The organism is Pedobacter faecalis (assembly GCF_030182585.1).
Taxonomy (GTDB): Bacteria; Bacteroidota; Bacteroidia; order Sphingobacteriales; family Sphingobacteriaceae; genus Pedobacter; species Pedobacter faecalis.
In genome coordinates this window covers 22,849-38,926 of sequence record NZ_JARXOW010000003.1, presented here as the reverse complement: position 1 = coordinate 38,926, position 16,078 = coordinate 22,849, and the positions used below count along the sequence as shown (strand labels likewise).

General features: G+C 46.6%; 16 protein-coding genes. 15 read left to right on the top strand and 1 reads right to left on the bottom strand.

Going from position 1 to position 16,078, the window contains the following annotated elements:
* Positions 1-62: 62 nt before the first annotated feature.
* The 12 genes from QEP07_RS15800 to QEP07_RS15745 all read left to right on the top strand — a co-directional run bounded on the left by QEP07_RS15800 (position 63) and on the right by QEP07_RS15745 (position 9,094).
* Positions 63-695: a hypothetical protein gene (locus QEP07_RS15800; RefSeq protein WP_285011212.1), complete on the top strand. Its 633-nt coding sequence runs from the start codon at positions 63-65 to the stop codon at positions 693-695.
* A gap of 18 nt (positions 696-713) precedes the next feature.
* Positions 714-1,109 carry a hypothetical protein gene (locus QEP07_RS15795; protein WP_285011211.1) on the top strand — a complete coding sequence of 132 codons (396 nt, stop codon included), beginning with the start codon at positions 714-716 and terminating at the stop codon, positions 1,107-1,109.
* A 2-nt stretch (positions 1,110-1,111) separates the two neighbouring features.
* Positions 1,112-2,206, top strand: a complete 1,095-nt coding sequence (locus QEP07_RS15790; RefSeq protein ID WP_285011209.1) for a major capsid protein — start codon at positions 1,112-1,114, stop codon at positions 2,204-2,206.
* Entirely contained in the window at positions 2,206-2,388 is a 183-nt protein-coding gene (locus QEP07_RS15785) for a hypothetical protein (protein WP_285011207.1), read from the top strand. The genes QEP07_RS15790 and QEP07_RS15785 overlap by 1 nt, the downstream gene beginning before the upstream one ends.
* Positions 2,388-2,705 (top strand): DUF6706 family protein, encoded by a 318-nt coding sequence (locus QEP07_RS15780; protein WP_285011205.1) that lies wholly within the window; start codon positions 2,388-2,390, stop codon positions 2,703-2,705. Before QEP07_RS15785 ends, QEP07_RS15780 begins: the two co-directional genes overlap by 1 nt.
* Entirely contained in the window at positions 2,699-3,025 is a 327-nt protein-coding gene (locus QEP07_RS15775) for a hypothetical protein (RefSeq protein WP_285011204.1), read from the top strand. Before QEP07_RS15780 ends, QEP07_RS15775 begins: the two co-directional genes overlap by 7 nt.
* Entirely contained in the window at positions 3,022-3,471 is a 450-nt protein-coding gene (locus QEP07_RS15770; RefSeq protein WP_285011203.1) for a hypothetical protein, read from the top strand. The genes QEP07_RS15775 and QEP07_RS15770 overlap by 4 nt, the downstream gene beginning before the upstream one ends.
* The gene (locus QEP07_RS15765) at positions 3,456-3,881 is read left to right on the top strand and encodes a hypothetical protein (protein ID WP_285011201.1); all 426 of its coding nucleotides are present in this window, start codon (positions 3,456-3,458) and stop codon (positions 3,879-3,881) included. Before QEP07_RS15770 ends, QEP07_RS15765 begins: the two co-directional genes overlap by 16 nt.
* A gap of 44 nt (positions 3,882-3,925) precedes the next feature.
* Positions 3,926-4,495, top strand: coding sequence for a hypothetical protein (locus QEP07_RS15760; RefSeq protein WP_285011199.1), 570 nt, complete (start codon positions 3,926-3,928; stop codon positions 4,493-4,495).
* A 2-nt stretch (positions 4,496-4,497) separates the two neighbouring features.
* A complete protein-coding gene (locus QEP07_RS15755) occupies positions 4,498-4,719 on the top strand; it encodes a hypothetical protein (protein WP_285011197.1) in 222 nt (73 codons plus the stop codon).
* Between the two features lie 65 nt (positions 4,720-4,784).
* The gene (locus QEP07_RS15750) at positions 4,785-5,336 is read left to right on the top strand and encodes a hypothetical protein (protein ID WP_285011195.1); all 552 of its coding nucleotides are present in this window, start codon (positions 4,785-4,787) and stop codon (positions 5,334-5,336) included.
* 191 nt (positions 5,337-5,527) lie between these two features.
* Positions 5,528-9,094, top strand: a complete 3,567-nt coding sequence (locus QEP07_RS15745) for a coiled-coil domain-containing protein (protein WP_285011194.1) — start codon at positions 5,528-5,530, stop codon at positions 9,092-9,094.
* A gap of 201 nt (positions 9,095-9,295) precedes the next feature.
* On the opposite strand, the gene QEP07_RS15740 is transcribed toward QEP07_RS15745, so the two are convergent.
* Positions 9,296-9,895, bottom strand: coding sequence for a hypothetical protein (locus QEP07_RS15740; protein ID WP_285011192.1), 600 nt, complete (start codon positions 9,893-9,895; stop codon positions 9,296-9,298).
* Positions 9,896-10,087: 192 nt separating this feature from the next.
* Between QEP07_RS15740 and QEP07_RS15735 the strand changes: the two genes are divergently transcribed.
* From QEP07_RS15735 to QEP07_RS15725, 3 genes are all read left to right on the top strand, one after another.
* Positions 10,088-10,540 carry a hypothetical protein gene (locus tag QEP07_RS15735; RefSeq protein ID WP_285011190.1) on the top strand — a complete coding sequence of 151 codons (453 nt, stop codon included), beginning with the start codon at positions 10,088-10,090 and terminating at the stop codon, positions 10,538-10,540.
* Positions 10,541-10,601: 61 nt separating this feature from the next.
* Positions 10,602-13,247, top strand: coding sequence for a hypothetical protein (locus QEP07_RS15730; RefSeq protein ID WP_285011188.1), 2,646 nt, complete (start codon positions 10,602-10,604; stop codon positions 13,245-13,247).
* Positions 13,248-13,466: 219 nt separating this feature from the next.
* Positions 13,467-16,028 carry a hypothetical protein gene (locus QEP07_RS15725; protein WP_285011186.1) on the top strand — a complete coding sequence of 854 codons (2,562 nt, stop codon included), beginning with the start codon at positions 13,467-13,469 and terminating at the stop codon, positions 16,026-16,028.
* Positions 16,029-16,078 lie beyond the last annotated feature (50 nt).

Here is a 16,078-nt window from a genome sequence, read left to right as displayed (position 1 = left end):
TAATTTCGTGTCAAAGGCCGATATGCAACCCAATTCCGGGGTGTATAATCGCCAAAATACCAATGAAACAAAAACTTATTGCAATGTTGAAGACCTTGTTTGCAAGCAAGGGTTTCAGCCCAAAAGCATTGGAGGGTCTTGCTGATGTGATTAGCGTGAACCTCACCGAAGAATCTACAGACGCGGAAATTACAGCGGCAATCGAAGCGGTGAAGCCAATGACTGATATCATGCAGTCGGAGATTAACCGTCAGGTTAACGCCAACAAGCCAAAGCCTGAAGATAAACCTGCCGAAAAACCGGCTGAGGAAACAAAACCTGCCAATGATGCTGATGTGCCCGAATGGGCAAAGTCACTCGTGAAGTCGGTAGAGACTTTAGGACAGGGGTTGCAAGCCTTACAGACGGAAAAAATCGGCAACACTCGCAGGGAGCAATTCATCAAGTCGATGGAGGGAACCTCTAAGGAGTACCAAGCGCGTGAACTGAAAAAGTTTGACTTATTCACTTTTAGAGATGATGCTCACTTCAATGAAGTGCTGGAGTCAATGAAAGAAGATCACGCTGCCGCAATCCAGGAGGAAACCAACGAGACGCTTGGCGGAGGCAGACCGGCGGGGGGTAGCGGAAGTGCTGCCAGCAAAGGAAAGGCATCAGACGCCGAAGTTGAGGCCGTCGTAGATGCGATTTTATAACTAACTAAATTCTAAAAAATGCCTACAGCAAATTTAAACAACGACTCGGTTAACCTGGACACAGGTAACGATTCAATTGTGATCGTTGAGTATATCAGCGGCAAAGTGGGTGGAGCAACGCTCGATGTAACTGGTTTTACACCAGATATCATTCCTGCAGGGCATGTGGTGATTGTTGAGACTGCTACCGGCAATCTCAAGCCGATGCCTATCTCCGGAGCCAACTATGCTGCACTGCCAGCGGATCACACTTACAGCCCTTACGTGGTTGTGGCCTCAGTGCCGAAAAGCAAGCCATTTGTCGGTCTGATGGATAGAGGTACAGTAAACCCGTCCGCTCAGGCTTACAACATCAGTTCAATTCTGGCCGCAGTTAAGACTGCTCAGCCGCAAATCATCTGGAGGGCAGATTAATTATGGAACCATCATTATTTACCGCCTGGGTAGCGAAGTATTTCAAGCCCTTAGTAGCGAAGGTCGTTGAAAAGATCAACGGCACAAAAGCGCCGCAGACGTATCTGCACAAAACAATGCTTCGCAAGGAGTATTCTCCAACGTTGAAGTGGAACTCAATCAATGTTGAGGGATCAAATGTAGCTGCTGACGTAGTTGCAATGGATTCACCGCTTCCGTTGAAAAAACGCGACTCGATTAGCAAGGCTGACGGTGATATCCCTAAACTGGGTATGAAACTGGCCTTGAACGAGCGTACCATGACTGATCTGAATATCCTGGCTAACAGCCCGGCGACTCAGGAGTCTACCATCGTTCAGAAGTTGTTCCAGGATACTGCAAAAGCAATCACCGGTGTGTATGAGGTGTTGGAGCTTATGTTCTTGCAAGCCTTGTCCAGTGGTGTTACGCTGATCCAGGACACTGCCAATGTTGGGTTAGGTATCCGTGTTGACTTTGGCTACAAGTCTGCAAACAAGTTCGGTGTGTCAGTACTTTGGTCAACTGCCGCTTCTGCAACTCCGATCTCCGACTTCAATAGGGTGAAGGATAAGGCTGACGCTGATGGCAATACCATTTCAACTGTCATGATGGACCAGTACGCGTTCGCGAACATGATCAAAACAACTGAGTTTAAGCAAAGGTACGCCTTCAGCCTCGACATGGCAATTGACGGCAACACCATTATCCCTACACCAAATTCAGAAAAGGCGAAAGCATTTATCCTGAGTGAGTACGGATGGAAGGTTGTTATCGTCAACAGAACTGTACGCACCGAGCGTAACGGCGTTAAGACAAACGTGAAGCCTTGGCAAGAGGGGTCTGTTGTATTCCTTACCACAGAGGAGGTTGGTACACTTACATGGGGTACACTTGCTGAAATGGTTCACAAGAACAAGGCAGTTACCTATGAGGTTGCAGACGAGTTCATCCTGGTTTCGAAGTATCACAAAGTTGATCCTTTGAAGGAGTACACTTCTTCACAGGCACTGGCCCTGCCGGTAATCAACAATGTTGATGAAATCTATCTGTTGGACACTAAAACAGTTCAATCGTAATGGCTAAAGGAAAAACCGAAGGAGCAGGCTACAAGGTAGTCGCTCCATTTAGAGACAAGGATAATTGGGATATCGCTTATGAGGTCGGTCAGGACGTATCCGATCTAACGCAAGAGCGTATCGCTGAGCTTGTCGAGAAAGGACTGGTATCAAACGGAGAAACTGCTAAAGACAGCGAGTAATGACCATCAAAGAAGCCCTTTCCACCAAGACCGAGCAGCTTACCCTTGCATCCGGCGCGCTAGACCTTGCAATCCTTGAATCAGGATTGGACGGCACAGCGACTTACGATCCGGGAACGAATGGTAAGGATGTCGATCTGGTATGGGCGGGGCTTCTTTTGACTGTTATTCAGGTGACTGAAGTTCGTGAGGATGATGCGTCGGTAAAATACGCTGGCAACCTGCGCGAGATTTACAGTGCGATAATGAGGAAGTGGGGCCTGGTAGATCCATTCGCAGCAGCTAAGCCAACAGTTAGACAAAGGGTGATATGGTAAACTTCAGACCACATATCGTTTCATGGGTAACTGGCGCAGGCGAGCCGCAAATCGATCCTGTTACCGGGTTTCCGATTCCGGGAGGTGGCGGAGAGCAGGTGCAGGTGGCATGCAGGTGGCATGCTGACAACAGTAAGGAGTTCCGTAACGAGGATAACTCGGTGGTCAGGCAACAGGGGCGTATTGCGGTCGATGTCGGTTCGCCAATGCCGGAAATAGGCCAGGAGGTGACGGTTACTGAAGGGGAGTATGTTCATTTCGTTGGTGTGGTTAGGGAAGTGTATAGGGGACAGGTGAGAAGATGGAGGGTTGATGTATGATATCGCTTGAGGCTACATACAGCATGGATCGGGTTCGATCATATATCGAGAAACGGGTTAGTGAGCGTACTGAAGAGGTCATATCATTCCTTCGGGCCAAAGGTGTCGAGTACACCGAAATTGCCCGTAGCAAGACGTTAGCTAACAAGCCCTACACCAACAGGACGTTTAACCTTGTTTCATCGGTTGGGTTTGCAATCGTGAAATCGGGTCAGGTCGTTGAAAGCTACTTCCCTTTGATGCGTACAGGCGCGGAAGGAAAAGCGAAAGGTGAAGCGACTGCAGCACGATGGGCAAAGGGGCATTCAGACTCTGACGATGTCGTTCTGGTCCTGGTAGCAGGGGAAGATTATGCCTCGTTCGTTCAGGCGAAAGAATTTGACGTAACGAAAATGGCATCCATAGAATTCAGCGGATTCCTTAACCAAAAGTGGAGGGGCTTCTGATGAAGGATGTGTTTGATATGGTTACTGATGTACGGTCGCTACTAAATGTGCCTGCATTGACAAGTCTCATTGATGGCGGTATTTATCCAAGCATTAGGCCTGACGGTAGTACCAAATGTGATGTCGTAATCAATGGGCTTGGCATTACCCAAAATCAGGACCAGGCTGGGGCAGGCAATATTAACATCTATGTGCCTAAGATAAAGGCCGGCACTTTAATGGTGCCAGACCAGGCTCGAATGTCCGCCATAGGAAAAGCCGTCATGCCCTTGATTGATGGTATTTACAAGTCGACATTCCGGGTGTTCCTCGACGGTCCTGCATTACCGATTCAAGATACTGACGGCTCATACTTCGTGAATATTCAGTACAAGTATTATTCGATACAAAACAAACAAGTAGAAGTTTAAAATCGCCAAACGCCCTTGGCTAGTAGGCACTAAAAATTAATATTATGGCAACATTTTTTGTAGCAGGAACTGAAAGCGTTGAGATCGCTCCTGCGTTTTTCACACAGGCTGGCGCATCTTCCGCAGTGTGGACAAAGCTAGAATACATTGCAAAAGATAACCCTCCTCAATACACGAAGAACCTAGACACAAGGACAACATTAGGCGCTGAGGATAAAGACGGTGTGGTATTGACTTTTTATGAGGACGGAGAGCCAAATGTGTTAACGGTGGGTGTATTGCAGCAAAAACCAGAGATTCTTCAGATGTTGGACAACATTGTCTATACTGCTGAGACTACGGAAATTATTGAATTAGCCAAACGTAAGGTTGCAAATCTTGCTATCCGTTTGACTACCAGGTCGGCGAAGGACAATAGAAAGCAAATTGTAGTTTTTCCTAACACTGAAGTGACTTATACAACTCCAGGCGGCGGGTCAAAGACCTCAGTTCAGCAACTTTTGCTCAGTGCTATAATTGGGACTTTCAAAACTACAACCGGCAACCTGGACGCTATTTCGATAAAGAAATGGGTTACTGAGGCTGGTGCTGCAATTGATTCTAGCGAAGACTAATCATGGTAAAGGTCGAAGTAGTTAGCGATTTTCTTGTAGAAGCTACAAGTTCGTACTATGCCGCCGGATGGAAAGGTGAGGTTTCAAATGCGCTGGCACAGCGGCACGGGCCGGAGGGGACCGGGTTTTTAAAGCTGCTTCCTGAGGATGCGGTGATACAAGATCCGAAGGCAAAGGCCAAAAAGCCAGCCAATGCGACAGAAACCCCGGCAAAGGATAAGTAACAAGGGTTGTAGAACTATTAAAGAAAGCCCCGGCTCAAAAATGGGTACGGGGCTTTATCGTAAAGATGGAAGAAAGCAAAATATTTGATCTGGTGACTCAAACCCTCAATAGGTATAAAGTCCACACGTTACAAGTTAGGTTGAGTAAGTCACCTGCACCCACAGTTGAGGTGTTGCCTCAGAAATGGTGGGAGCGGCTAATTGGCAGAAGGCCGCGGACAATTGAGATACCGCCGTCCGAGCAAGATATGGTGCGTAAACTTGAGATTTGGCCTGCCAGGGTTAGCACTCAATACAGGGTGGCAGCGCTGTCCGACAAACTTGTCAAAACAGCAGAGCTTGAAGAGGAACTATCAGGCAATTTCAGGTTTGTGAATGCCAATCAGCCGTTAATCGTGGAAATTGTTGCCACAGCCATTCAGAACGATGGAAAAGAGCCGGATCCGGAATTGATCGCATTCATTGAAGAGAATGTTTTTGGAGAGGATTTGTATACAGCACTTAGGGCCGTATTCGATAATTACGGCATGCAGTCTTTTACGAATTCTATCGTCTTAATGAAAGGGACAGTGAAGATACTGAAACCGAAGACGAGTCCAACGGACGGGACGGAGTAAGAAATAGCCTCCCACATGCTAGCATCCTTTCATTATGCAAATACGCCGGGGGCTGGACACCCGATGTAGTACTAAACATGACCTGGGATAATTACATGCTGTATCTGGCCAGCATCCCTGATACAAGCATCAAAGACAAACCAGACAAAGAGAAAATAGAAACAAAGGATTCAGACGATATTTTTTAAGCCATGTCAGAATTATTAGATTTTAGAGCCAAGGTTGATTTCACCCAGGCCAAACGTGACCTGAAGGAATTTGAGAAGATGCTGGCAGAGGCCAAGATAAGTCCAGCCAGTAACGCTAAAGACCGTGATAGCAGCAGGGCCGCTCATTTGGCAACAATGGACGCACTTAAGCGTGAACGTCTTGAGATACTTGAACAGAACAAACTGCGCGCAGAAGCGAACAGAAAAATAGCTGAGCTTAATCTGGCTGAAAAGGAGCGGACAGCAGAACTTCGGCAACAAGCACAACTTAAAAAGGAAGCAGGTGGTCGAAAAACAGTCATTTCCAATTCCCAAGCCGAGGTTGATGCGTATAACAAAACCCTAAATGGAAGCAAGGCGGTAACCGATGTGTTAAATGAACAGGACCGGGCACAACAAGCGGTTGCAAATAGCGCTACTGCTGCAGGACGGGCTACTGTTGAGAATGATCGGGTACAGAAACGAACTGTACTTACCAAAAAACAGCTCCAGCAGGCGCTCATTGAGGAAAAGTATATACAGTCCCAGGCTACGGCTGAAATGAAGAACAATGCCCGGGAGATGTTGAATGCGAAGGGTTCTCTGGAGCAACGCCGTGCGGCTTTAATACGGCTTACAAAGGCATATGATCAGTTGTCTGCTTCGGAAAGAAACTCTGCTGCCGGCCAGCGATTGAAAGGTATTGTCGTCGGTGTAAACCAGCAAGTACTTCAACTTGAAAAGGATACGCTACGGGCACAGCGAAACGTCGGCAACTACGGCGGTGCCCTTGGTAAGGCGTGGTCGGGGCTTAAGTTTATTGCCAATATTCTGCCCGGTGTCGGCATCGCCGGACTACTGGCATTCGCTATCGACCCAATCGTAAATTATATCAGGCAACTGGATTTCTTCAAAGAGCGGGTTGACAAGATAAAGCTGGCAAAGAAAGCCCTGGAAGATGTGAACACGTTGGGCGCGCAAAACGCTCAAACGGAGATTACCAGGTTGAAAGTATTATACGCGACCGCTCAGAACGTGAAGCTATCAACCGAACAGCGTACAAGGGCAGTTAAGGACCTGCAAAACCTGTACCCAAAGACATTCAAGAATTTCAGCGATGAGCAAATTCAGCTTGGCAAGGTTGGAGTTGCTTATGACAACTTGACCAAATCAATTATTGCAACTGCAAGGGCGCGCGCTTCAGAGCAAAAGATTGCTGAAAATGCATCAAGGCAACTGGCCGATGAGCAGATTATCGCAGAGGAGCGAGTAACAAACGAAACCATCCGAAGGGAAATAGCAAAGACACAAGCTCAATACGCTGAAGCCCGGAAAAGGGGATTTTCTCAAATTGGAGCCACCGGAGTGTCTTCTCAGGAGAACGAGTTTTTACTTCGTCTTGCTGATCTGAATAACAAGTTGGCGGAAAGCGACAAAAAGATCACTGATGCAGCCAGCGACCGGGCCATACTTAATGAGCGCAACCTTGCTCTGACCAAGAATATATTCGATCAACAGCAAAAAGGTGCTGAGATAACTGAACGGTCGAACAAAGCGACTGCTACAAGACTAACTGAGGCCGAAACCTTAAGTAAACGATTGACTGAACTGCATAATGCTTCTTTCCGAAAAACACTTGAAACTGACGATGCGGAAATTCAAGCTGTAAAGGATAAGTATGCCCAGATAAAACGTGAGGTAGACGCCTTTTATAAGGATCCGAAAAATACAGGGGCTTCCATTAAGATCAATGGCAAAAATGTAAGCAAGTCTGAAGTGTACGGCATACTTAAGGCAGACGCCCAACAGGAAGAGGACGCTATTTTATTTAAACGCGAGCAAGATAAGCGGAAGCGTGATGAGAAGGAAGCGGAGGATCATTATAAGCAACTGTTGAAGGACTACCGGGACTTTGGTCAGCAGATGGAGGATGCCCGTAAGAGGTTTGAGGCTGATGCTGCATTGCTTGCTAACGATCCAAGGAATCTTGCAGTACGGAAGCAGGCGTATGATAAGGAGTTGCAGGATTTAGTTGATGCCAATAGTAAAAAACTCGACGAGTATGAAAAGCTGCTGGAAGGTATTGAGGCAATGTCTCGAAAAGAGGCCCTGGCAGTTCTTGAAAACGCGCGTACTGTTCTTGCAAACGACAGGTCTGCTGGCACGGTATCGGAAAAGGTAGCCAAGGAAACTGAGGAACTTTTTGACAAGACTAAAAAGGCTATCATACGCGGAACCAAGGAAGCTGGAGAAGAACTCATTGATCTGGCTAATATGATTGATCAGGTAGTCTCTTCTGTTGGCAATGTAGACAGCGCCTTTGCGCAAGTATTATCGACAGTCTCGAATGTCGTTGGTCAGGTCGGCAATATTCAAAAAGGAATGGACGACTTCAAGTCTGCGACCACTGGACTTGGACAGCTTACCGCAGGACTTGGCATCGTGGGCGCCGGAGTGTCAATATTCTCAAGCATCTTCAAACTGTTTGACAGGTCCGCTAAGAGGGAGGAGCAGGCAGCATATGCCCGTGATCTTCAAAACAAGCAAACCGAGGCGTTAAATAAAGCGTTGCAGCGTCAGGTTGAACTGCTGGATGATGTTTATGGTACAGAACGGATATTGAAGTATGGGGAAGCGCTGGCAAAGGCCAGAGAGAATGAAGCCAAGTATACCGAGCAGTTGAAAGGGAGGCTGCAATTAACAGGTGATAAAAACCTCGATGAGCAGATACAGAAATTTAACGAAACAGGCAAGGTTGACTTCCTTTACAAAAGTCTCATAGCAGATATTCAGGCAAGTGGGAAATTTGGCTTGCCTACTGACTTGGCAGAGCTGCAGCAGCTACTCGATGAGGGGAAACTTGACTCCTCGACCGCAACAATAGTCACAAACCTGATTGAAGCTAACAAGATGGCGCAGGAACTTGCGAACAACTTGCGTGCTGAACGAGTTGGCGCCAGCCTCGGCACCATTGTAGATGAGTTCATCACCAACCTTACAGACGGGATAGGCTCAGCAGAGGAGTTCTTAACCAAATCATTGCGCCGGGGACTTCTGAAGGCATTAGAGGGGGATATCACAGAAAAGTACCTCCAAGACTACTATAAAAAGCTGGATGAGGCGCTGATGGACGGAAAGATCACCTCTGAGGAAGATGCTTTGTTGAGGAACATTTACAAAGATGCTGATGAATACGGCAAGAAACGTCTGGAGTACATCAACAGCGTGGCCCCTGACACCGAAGGCACCAGCAACAACGGTACCCTATCGGCCCGTGTTTCTACCATCACTACCGATCAGGCGGATCTGTTGGCCGGGCGTTTGGGTGGCATGCAAATCAGTTTGGTACAGACAAACGCCGAAGTTAAGCGAATGGCTGATTCATTCGGGAAGGTATATGATGTATCCCTACGCAAGTTAGATGCCTTGGTCAAGATAGAAGCCAACACCCTCCGCACAGCAAACAACACCGACCGCCTAGAACGGGTTGAAGCAGCTTTGATCAGTATTGACAGGAAGATGGATGAAAACGCCAAGGCGCTGAATGGGAATGGGTATGGGCCGATCTAAAATTAATGCCCCACATTGTTAGGTGTGGGGCAGGTTAATAATTTTTTTTTGGATCGTTGTGTTTGGTTAGTCTGTAAGAAGCGGCTTTTATAAGCCTCTTTCTTATTTAACTATAATGTCCATCATTGAGTTGGTTTTATTAGTTGAAATAAAGTTAGTACAAGTGTTTGGTATAATCAACATCTAATCGTAAAAAAAGTTTTATACCTTGATTTTGCATGAGTTACCACTGTGGAACGTGCCTTCGGTTAAATCGTTCTTATGTTTGTATCTCTTAGCTCTTACTCTGGTGAAGCCCGTCAAGGAGTGCTTTGCAATTACCTCTACGGTTACGTAATGTCCCGCATCTATTAATTTTGCTAAATCGTCATAGGTTGAAAACTGAGCAGCATAGTCAGTTCTTTTTTCAAGGCGTTTTTCGCCTAGCCTGATATCCTGAAACAAGTGGCCTATAAACATTCGGTAAAGAACCCACTGGTAGTCTTTAACCAAAGCTATTGACTTGAAGGAAACATCGTCAGCATTAATGGATGGTTCCACCTTTGAAGTCCACGCTCTTATTTGGATATCGTATACCTTGAAGAAAAGAGACCGGTTTACAATCTTAAAGGAATAGTGACGCCTCTTTTCTAGTTCTGCATTACTATCATACTGGAATGCGATCTTATCGCAAATTCTTATACCGGGCTTTAATAAATATAGTCCAAAAAGGAAAATTAAAGAGGCTACAAGACCGGTTACTATGTCGCCAAAAAAGGCAGTAGTATCGTAGTTAGCCCACCACTCTGTGAAAGCATTCATTTAATGTTTGGTTGGTTTGTTGGTTTGGCAAAAATATGAAAATCTACAATATTCTAAAATTCTAATAATCAGTGCAAGACTGACGCCACCACTTTACCAAATGCCGCACGTAAACTCGAACCTCCGATCAGCGCATGGTTGATAGGTAAATTTGAAGTAACCCACGCAACGCGCGAAGGGACAGCAAAAGTTATGCAGCAAGCAACATTAGAAGGTCAGGATTTTTTCACAGCATATGCAGCCGTTATACGTGACGGGCTGAAGATGTTTGAAGAGCCTGACCTTGTTAAGCCAATTGAGTATTCGGATTACCCGGAAGTTTCGGGGCGGACTTACCTCAACAGGCCTGCGGTATTTCAGGACAGGGAGGTCGTGTTGAGTGTGGCGATAACCGGGGCGACGGTGGCTGATGTGGTGGCGAGTAAGGACGCCTTGCTTGGGGCGTTGGTGTCGGGCACTGGCAGCAAATCGCTGTACGTGTATAGCACTAACAAGACGTACCGCGTGAGGTATACAGGCGCTAGCGGTATGAGTTGGTATACTACGGCAAGCGGTCATGGGGTGATGTTTGATTTGAAGCTGATCCAGTGCTACGAGGAGTTTCAGCCGGAGACGGAGATCATACTTGATGGAAATGGGGATTAAATATACAATGCACAGTTGGGTGCAAGGAGGATAAATGGCAACTGAGTACGGTAGAATGTTAATGCGAAGGCGGACGGCCGCTGAATGGGAAGCACTCAATGAGATACTTAAAGAGGGCGAAATCGGGGTGGTATTAGGTACGAACCCGATAAAGTTCAAGATAGGTACAGGCGTCACACCATGGAACACGTTGCCGTTTGTACTGGACAATGACGCGGTACAGGCAGCCATTGATGCGCTTGAAGCTGGACAGGTTACCGCTCAGATCGGTGTTGCTCCGCCGCCTAACGTGACACTGGCCAATGTGTTTGATGCGGGAACGTATCCAGAGTACGGGGGAATTGTTGTGACAACCGATGACATTGAGGGTGGGTTTGTCCAATTCGCTAAGAAAGGGGAGGTTTGGGTTAAGGAGGTGAAGCCGCTGCCGGGGCTTGCGGCTTATGTTACTAAAAGCGAGATACCTACTGGATACTTCGGACCGTACGTTTCGTTGGATGCCGCCCGTTCGGCTATCCCTAATGAGGTAGACGGAACTGGCAAAAATAAACGGGAAGGAAAAGTTGTGGGGATTACTGAGGGCGAGAACCACCCTATTGTTGAGTATTGGTGGCCAGGTCCGGATTATAGCAACAATGGCTTGGTTGTAAAAATGAGCCTAAGTCGGGGATACCTTTTAAGCCAAGAATCAAATTTCACCGCAGGAGAATCTGCCGTTCTTAAGATCATCAAAGACATTCGAGTGTCTTACTATGATGAGGCTCACAGCAACGATAAATTTGTCATAAATGCTTTTGTGAAGGGCACAATAGGCAGCTTAACCAACTATATAGAATTCAGGAATATTACCATAGGGCAAAACGTAAACAAAAGCCTTAGTAGCGCTGAAGTTGCTGCTGGTTATTGTGAAATTAGCATTAATAGCTTTGCCGGATTTGCAAGACAATTTATCCGTATTTGGTTTGACTTGTCACTGGCTGGCGCAACAAATGAATTGCTTATTTCCTCAAGTAATCCAAACGCTAAAAATATCATCTTTAAACCCACCTCAGATGGCTCAGTTCAGACGAAAATTAGTTACGTTTCAGCAGGTGCCGCACCGTATGTTCTTAACAGACAGATAGCATTTACCAATTTGGAAATAGCGGCTACTAAAATGATTAAGAATGTCAGAATTGAAGTATCCGATAAGACAAGGCAATCTGATGTATGGGTGATCAGGGTTTTTACCAAAAACTACACCGCAACACCGAGCTTGCTAAATTACATAGAACTGAGGAACACTACGGCCGGGCAACAAGTAAGTAAACTTTTCACCAGCTCAGAGTTATCGGCCGGTTATGCAGAAATTTCATTAAACTCAGTAACAGGTTATGCCGGCATGTTTGCAAAAATATGGTTTGATTACGCTTTAAGCGATGAAACCGGTGTTATAATCAATAGCGGGCTACCTTCAAATATTGCTATTGCACCTATTTATGTTGCTCCTGACACAAGTTCCAGAGTTACAGTACTGGAGACAAACGTGGGCGGTCTGCAAGCGGACGTTACAAACCTAAAGACTGCCGTATACACGGAAATATCAGGGGCGGCTGCATCGGAACCAGGCTTCTATAATTATACCCCGGGAAATTGGACTCCTTTTTCTGGCTATTTAACAAAGGTGTTTGATATTTCTGGGATAACCGATCAGTTACTGGCAACCGCAACAAGAATCGTTGGAACAGGCACCGCGCTGGCAGTATACTTCGATTCCGGTATGACATACTTGGGCTATCAAAATAGAGGCACGAGCACAAACACTGCTTATACAAGACAAGTGCTTACGATTCCCGCAGGAACAAAATATGTAGCATTGGTAAACAACAGCTCTTCGGTCTATGCAAAGTTAGAACGAGTAAGTTATGAGCTACCGAATCTATCTGAACTACAAGCTGATGTTACCCTAGAAAAATCACAAAATCATTTCCTTGGAAAAAAAATAGTTTGGCTTGGGACTTCCGTGCCTTTTGGAGCTAATGCAACGAAAAGCTATGCGCTTGAGGCCGCAAATAAACTAGGTTTTACCCTTGTTAATGCGTCGGTGCCTGGGCTGGCTATACACGCAGTAGATAATGGTTCTGGCGGTCTGGCTCCAAGGCCAAACGGATCGACCGTTTTATCTAAACAAGAATATTTGGACAACGGAATAACTATCTCGGCTGCTCCAGTAACACCTTATGTTCCCGGCGGTAGTAGCAACACGTATTACAGAACATGGGAAAATGTATTCACCCCTGGCAATGCTGATGCTGATCTTTGGGTTTTTGATGTGGTGCCTAATAATGCAAACTTCGATTTAACGGACTGGAATGCTTTCAATAAAAACACATGGCAATACAATGACGCCTCACCGTTTTCTGCACACCGGACCACTTTTTTAGGAGCGCTGTTATTCCTAATGGACAAGATGTATTCTCTTAATCCTAATGCAAGAATGTTGCTGTTAATTGGTAGTTCATATAACTACACGCAGGGCATAGCAGCATTTCAGGCTTTGTCTACACAGTGGAAAATACCTGTTGTTGATATATGGTCTAAAATTAACACGTCGCCGAAATCCAATCTAGTTATCAAGTCTTTAGGTGGCACCGATGATCACCCCTCAACATTTGCTCATGAGATATTGGGAAAAATCCTGGCTAATGAAATGTTACTAATTGCTTGATCAAATTACCAAGAAATGAAGCGAATAATCAAACTCCTCATATTTACAATAAAAGAAACGTTATCCATATTATGCTATGTCACCCCTCCATTGGCCGGAATAATTTTCAAATTTGGTCAATTGTACTTCCTATTTCTATTAGTAGTCTGTGTTTCGTACTATATTTTTCTGGTAAAATATAGACGGAATTACCCACATATTTAAATAATATATCGGCATATGCAATACACTATCTGCCGTAACGGCCACCCTATACTAATATGCCGCCCGACAGGCCAGCGCGAGCGTGAGGTCATGGTTAAGAACATCGTCTCGATGCAGGTTCGGACGCCAAACCCGGTTCACTTCCAGCATGGCGACTATGTGACGGTTTGGGGGGAGACGTACACGCTAAATAGATGGGCGGATGTAACTAAGGCGTCAACCACCGACTACACCTATAACCTCGAGTTTCAGGCGCAGTACTACAGCCTAGCCAAATGGAAGTATAAGCAGTACAACTATGAGAATGAACTGACCGAGGAACAGTTTGAGCTTAACGGAACCCTTGAAGACTTTCTTGACCTTGCCATTGCCAACGCAAATGCCATAAGTGAAGGGTGGAGTAAGGGAGAGGTTGAGGCAGATACCGGTTTTAAGCTATTGGCATTTAATGGAGAGAATATCCTGCAGGCGCTTGCTCAGCTAGCCGAGGCGTTTGAGACGGAATGGTGGGTGGATAACAAGGTTATATCCCTTAAACGGCGTGGCCAAGCGGCTGAGTACACATTCGAATACAGGAAAGGTATCGCCGGCGGTCTGGAACGAACCAATGCCAGCGGTGATGTGTTCAGCAGGCTTAATGTTTACGGATCCGAGCAGAACATCCCTGCGAACTACCGGGGCGGCCGTAAGCGCTTAACCATCCCGTCAGGCACTTACATTCAGGGGCCGAAATACGGTCCGGATGAGATTGAGGAATCCGTTACGTTCGACGACATACGCCCCGAATATGTGGGTACAGTCACCGCTACTTCTGATATGTACACCATAACCGACACAGGCATTGACTTTGACATTAACGCACACCTGTACGGCGACTTGTCAGCCAAGATTACTTTCCTGACTGGCCAGTTAGCAGGATACGTTTTTGAGATTGCTAAGGGGGGCTACAACCACACAACACGCACGATCAAGTTCAACAAGAATGAGATGGAGAAAGCGTTCGAACTTCCGTCTGAGGATCTGCATGCGGCTGTTGGTGACACCTTCAGCCTGTTCGATATTCAAATGCCTACTGCATACGTGACAGCCGCCGAAGCGCGTCTGCTCGAACGCGGTACCGAATACTTCCAGGAGGAGTCGATCCCAAAATGTACGTATAAAACACCTACCGATCACGTATTCTTTGATAACCATTCCATTGCCCTGCAGCTTGGGAACTACTATCACATTAAAGATCATGACGTATTGCTTGACGGCCAGATACGGGCGGTCGGCTTTGATCAGGATTTGCACGATGAGTACAAGTATACCAACCTGAAGCTATCCAATGTAGCCGTTAAAGGCTCGCCGATTGTTCGTCAGGCCAACTCAGTAGCATCGACACGCAAGGCGCTTAACCTGAACAAGATCGGCGACATCAACCGCGCGCGTCTCAATTGGCGTACAACCAACGAACTGACAAGCCTACTCAATACGCTACGGGCTGAAATGCTGCTCATCACTCTTGACGGCGGATCATACCAGACCAGTGTGTCGAGTACGCTTGAAGTGGATGAGTTTGTCGCTACTGACGGGCAAATAGTTCATGAACAGTATACAGATAATGGGGGGATTTGGACGGTTACGGGGATTACAGAGGCTTTGGAAGCCAATCAACCATACTACGTATATATTAAAGCCTACCGGAATAGCCAGCTGGCGGACGTTATCGTTAGCCTTGACAAAATAGGCGTTGAGGACGATCCGGATTATTATCATTTCCCGTATGGCATCATATCCAGCATCTTTGCCGGCCAGCGCGAGTTTGTAAGTCTCCGAGGCCGCACATCAGCAGTTGCAGGGACCCTAAGCACCGGACGTATTGAATCAGCAAGCGGTCAGACATACATAGACCTGGATAATGACCGATTCAATATTGGTGATCTGTTAAGCGGTATGGACTGGGGCGTTACAAATGACGGGCAGCTCACCATAAGGGGGCAGGTGATAGCTACCGGCGCTGAGTTCATAAACCTGATCGTAAAGAACCTGCGGACCAATGCAACTGGCAAGAGGGTGCAGATATTGGAATCTGAAAATAATATCAAGCTGATCAGTGCCACCGAGCAGGAACTGTTACTTATTGATGATGACAGTGCGATTGAAACTAACAACGTAACAAGCACCACTATACCTATTCTTCCCAAACCCCGTAACTTCTTATACCAAAAACTTGTCGGCGGGGTGATGACTTATTTCTACGCTGCAGTCGGTCCTGGCGTATCAGTAGGCATCACGCCCGATGATGCAGCGGGCTTCAGTTCGATGGGGCGGAAAGGCTTTGAAACGACTGGACATGTACAGGCGTCTACTCCCGACATGACGCAGGTGTCTAAAATGACTAAAGAAGGGATTGAAACTACGGGGACACTGAGTGTGGGCGGCAATGTCGTGTTGTCCGGGTCAAGTATCAAAGTAGGCGAAGGCGAGCGGACAGGCGTATCAATTACCCTAGACGGTGTGCGTGTTGGAGGGTCTGATTATTACACGTTGGAGTGGTTAAACGGAATACTTGTTAGGTGCACGCTGAATCCGTAGGGTTGCGCGCCTAACACTTCTCTCGATAAATATACCCTACATACAATAGC

What these genes read in the sequence shown, in the direction of transcription:
- QEP07_RS15800 (WP_285011212.1), top strand. Translation starts at nt 63, where the DNA reads ATGAAACAAAAACTTATTGCAATGTTGAAGACCTTGTTTGCAAGCAAG.
- QEP07_RS15795 (WP_285011211.1), top strand. Translation starts at nt 714, where the DNA reads ATGCCTACAGCAAATTTAAACAACGACTCGGTTAACCTGGACACAGGT.
- QEP07_RS15790 (WP_285011209.1), top strand. Translation starts at nt 1,112, where the DNA reads ATGGAACCATCATTATTTACCGCCTGGGTAGCGAAGTATTTCAAGCCC.
- QEP07_RS15785 (WP_285011207.1), top strand. Translation starts at nt 2,206, where the DNA reads ATGGCTAAAGGAAAAACCGAAGGAGCAGGCTACAAGGTAGTCGCTCCA.
- QEP07_RS15780 (WP_285011205.1), top strand. Translation starts at nt 2,388, where the DNA reads ATGACCATCAAAGAAGCCCTTTCCACCAAGACCGAGCAGCTTACCCTT.
- QEP07_RS15775 (WP_285011204.1), top strand. Translation starts at nt 2,699, where the DNA reads ATGGTAAACTTCAGACCACATATCGTTTCATGGGTAACTGGCGCAGGC.
- QEP07_RS15770 (WP_285011203.1), top strand. Translation starts at nt 3,022, where the DNA reads ATGATATCGCTTGAGGCTACATACAGCATGGATCGGGTTCGATCATAT.
- QEP07_RS15760 (WP_285011199.1), top strand. Translation starts at nt 3,926, where the DNA reads ATGGCAACATTTTTTGTAGCAGGAACTGAAAGCGTTGAGATCGCTCCT.
- QEP07_RS15755 (WP_285011197.1), top strand. Translation starts at nt 4,498, where the DNA reads ATGGTAAAGGTCGAAGTAGTTAGCGATTTTCTTGTAGAAGCTACAAGT.
- QEP07_RS15750 (WP_285011195.1), top strand. Translation starts at nt 4,785, where the DNA reads ATGGAAGAAAGCAAAATATTTGATCTGGTGACTCAAACCCTCAATAGG.
- QEP07_RS15745 (WP_285011194.1), top strand. Translation starts at nt 5,528, where the DNA reads ATGTCAGAATTATTAGATTTTAGAGCCAAGGTTGATTTCACCCAGGCC.
- QEP07_RS15740 (WP_285011192.1), bottom strand. Translation starts at nt 9,895, where the DNA reads ATGAATGCTTTCACAGAGTGGTGGGCTAACTACGATACTACTGCCTTT.
- QEP07_RS15735 (WP_285011190.1), top strand. Translation starts at nt 10,088, where the DNA reads ATGCAGCAAGCAACATTAGAAGGTCAGGATTTTTTCACAGCATATGCA.
- QEP07_RS15730 (WP_285011188.1), top strand. Translation starts at nt 10,602, where the DNA reads ATGCGAAGGCGGACGGCCGCTGAATGGGAAGCACTCAATGAGATACTT.
- QEP07_RS15725 (WP_285011186.1), top strand. Translation starts at nt 13,467, where the DNA reads ATGCAATACACTATCTGCCGTAACGGCCACCCTATACTAATATGCCGC.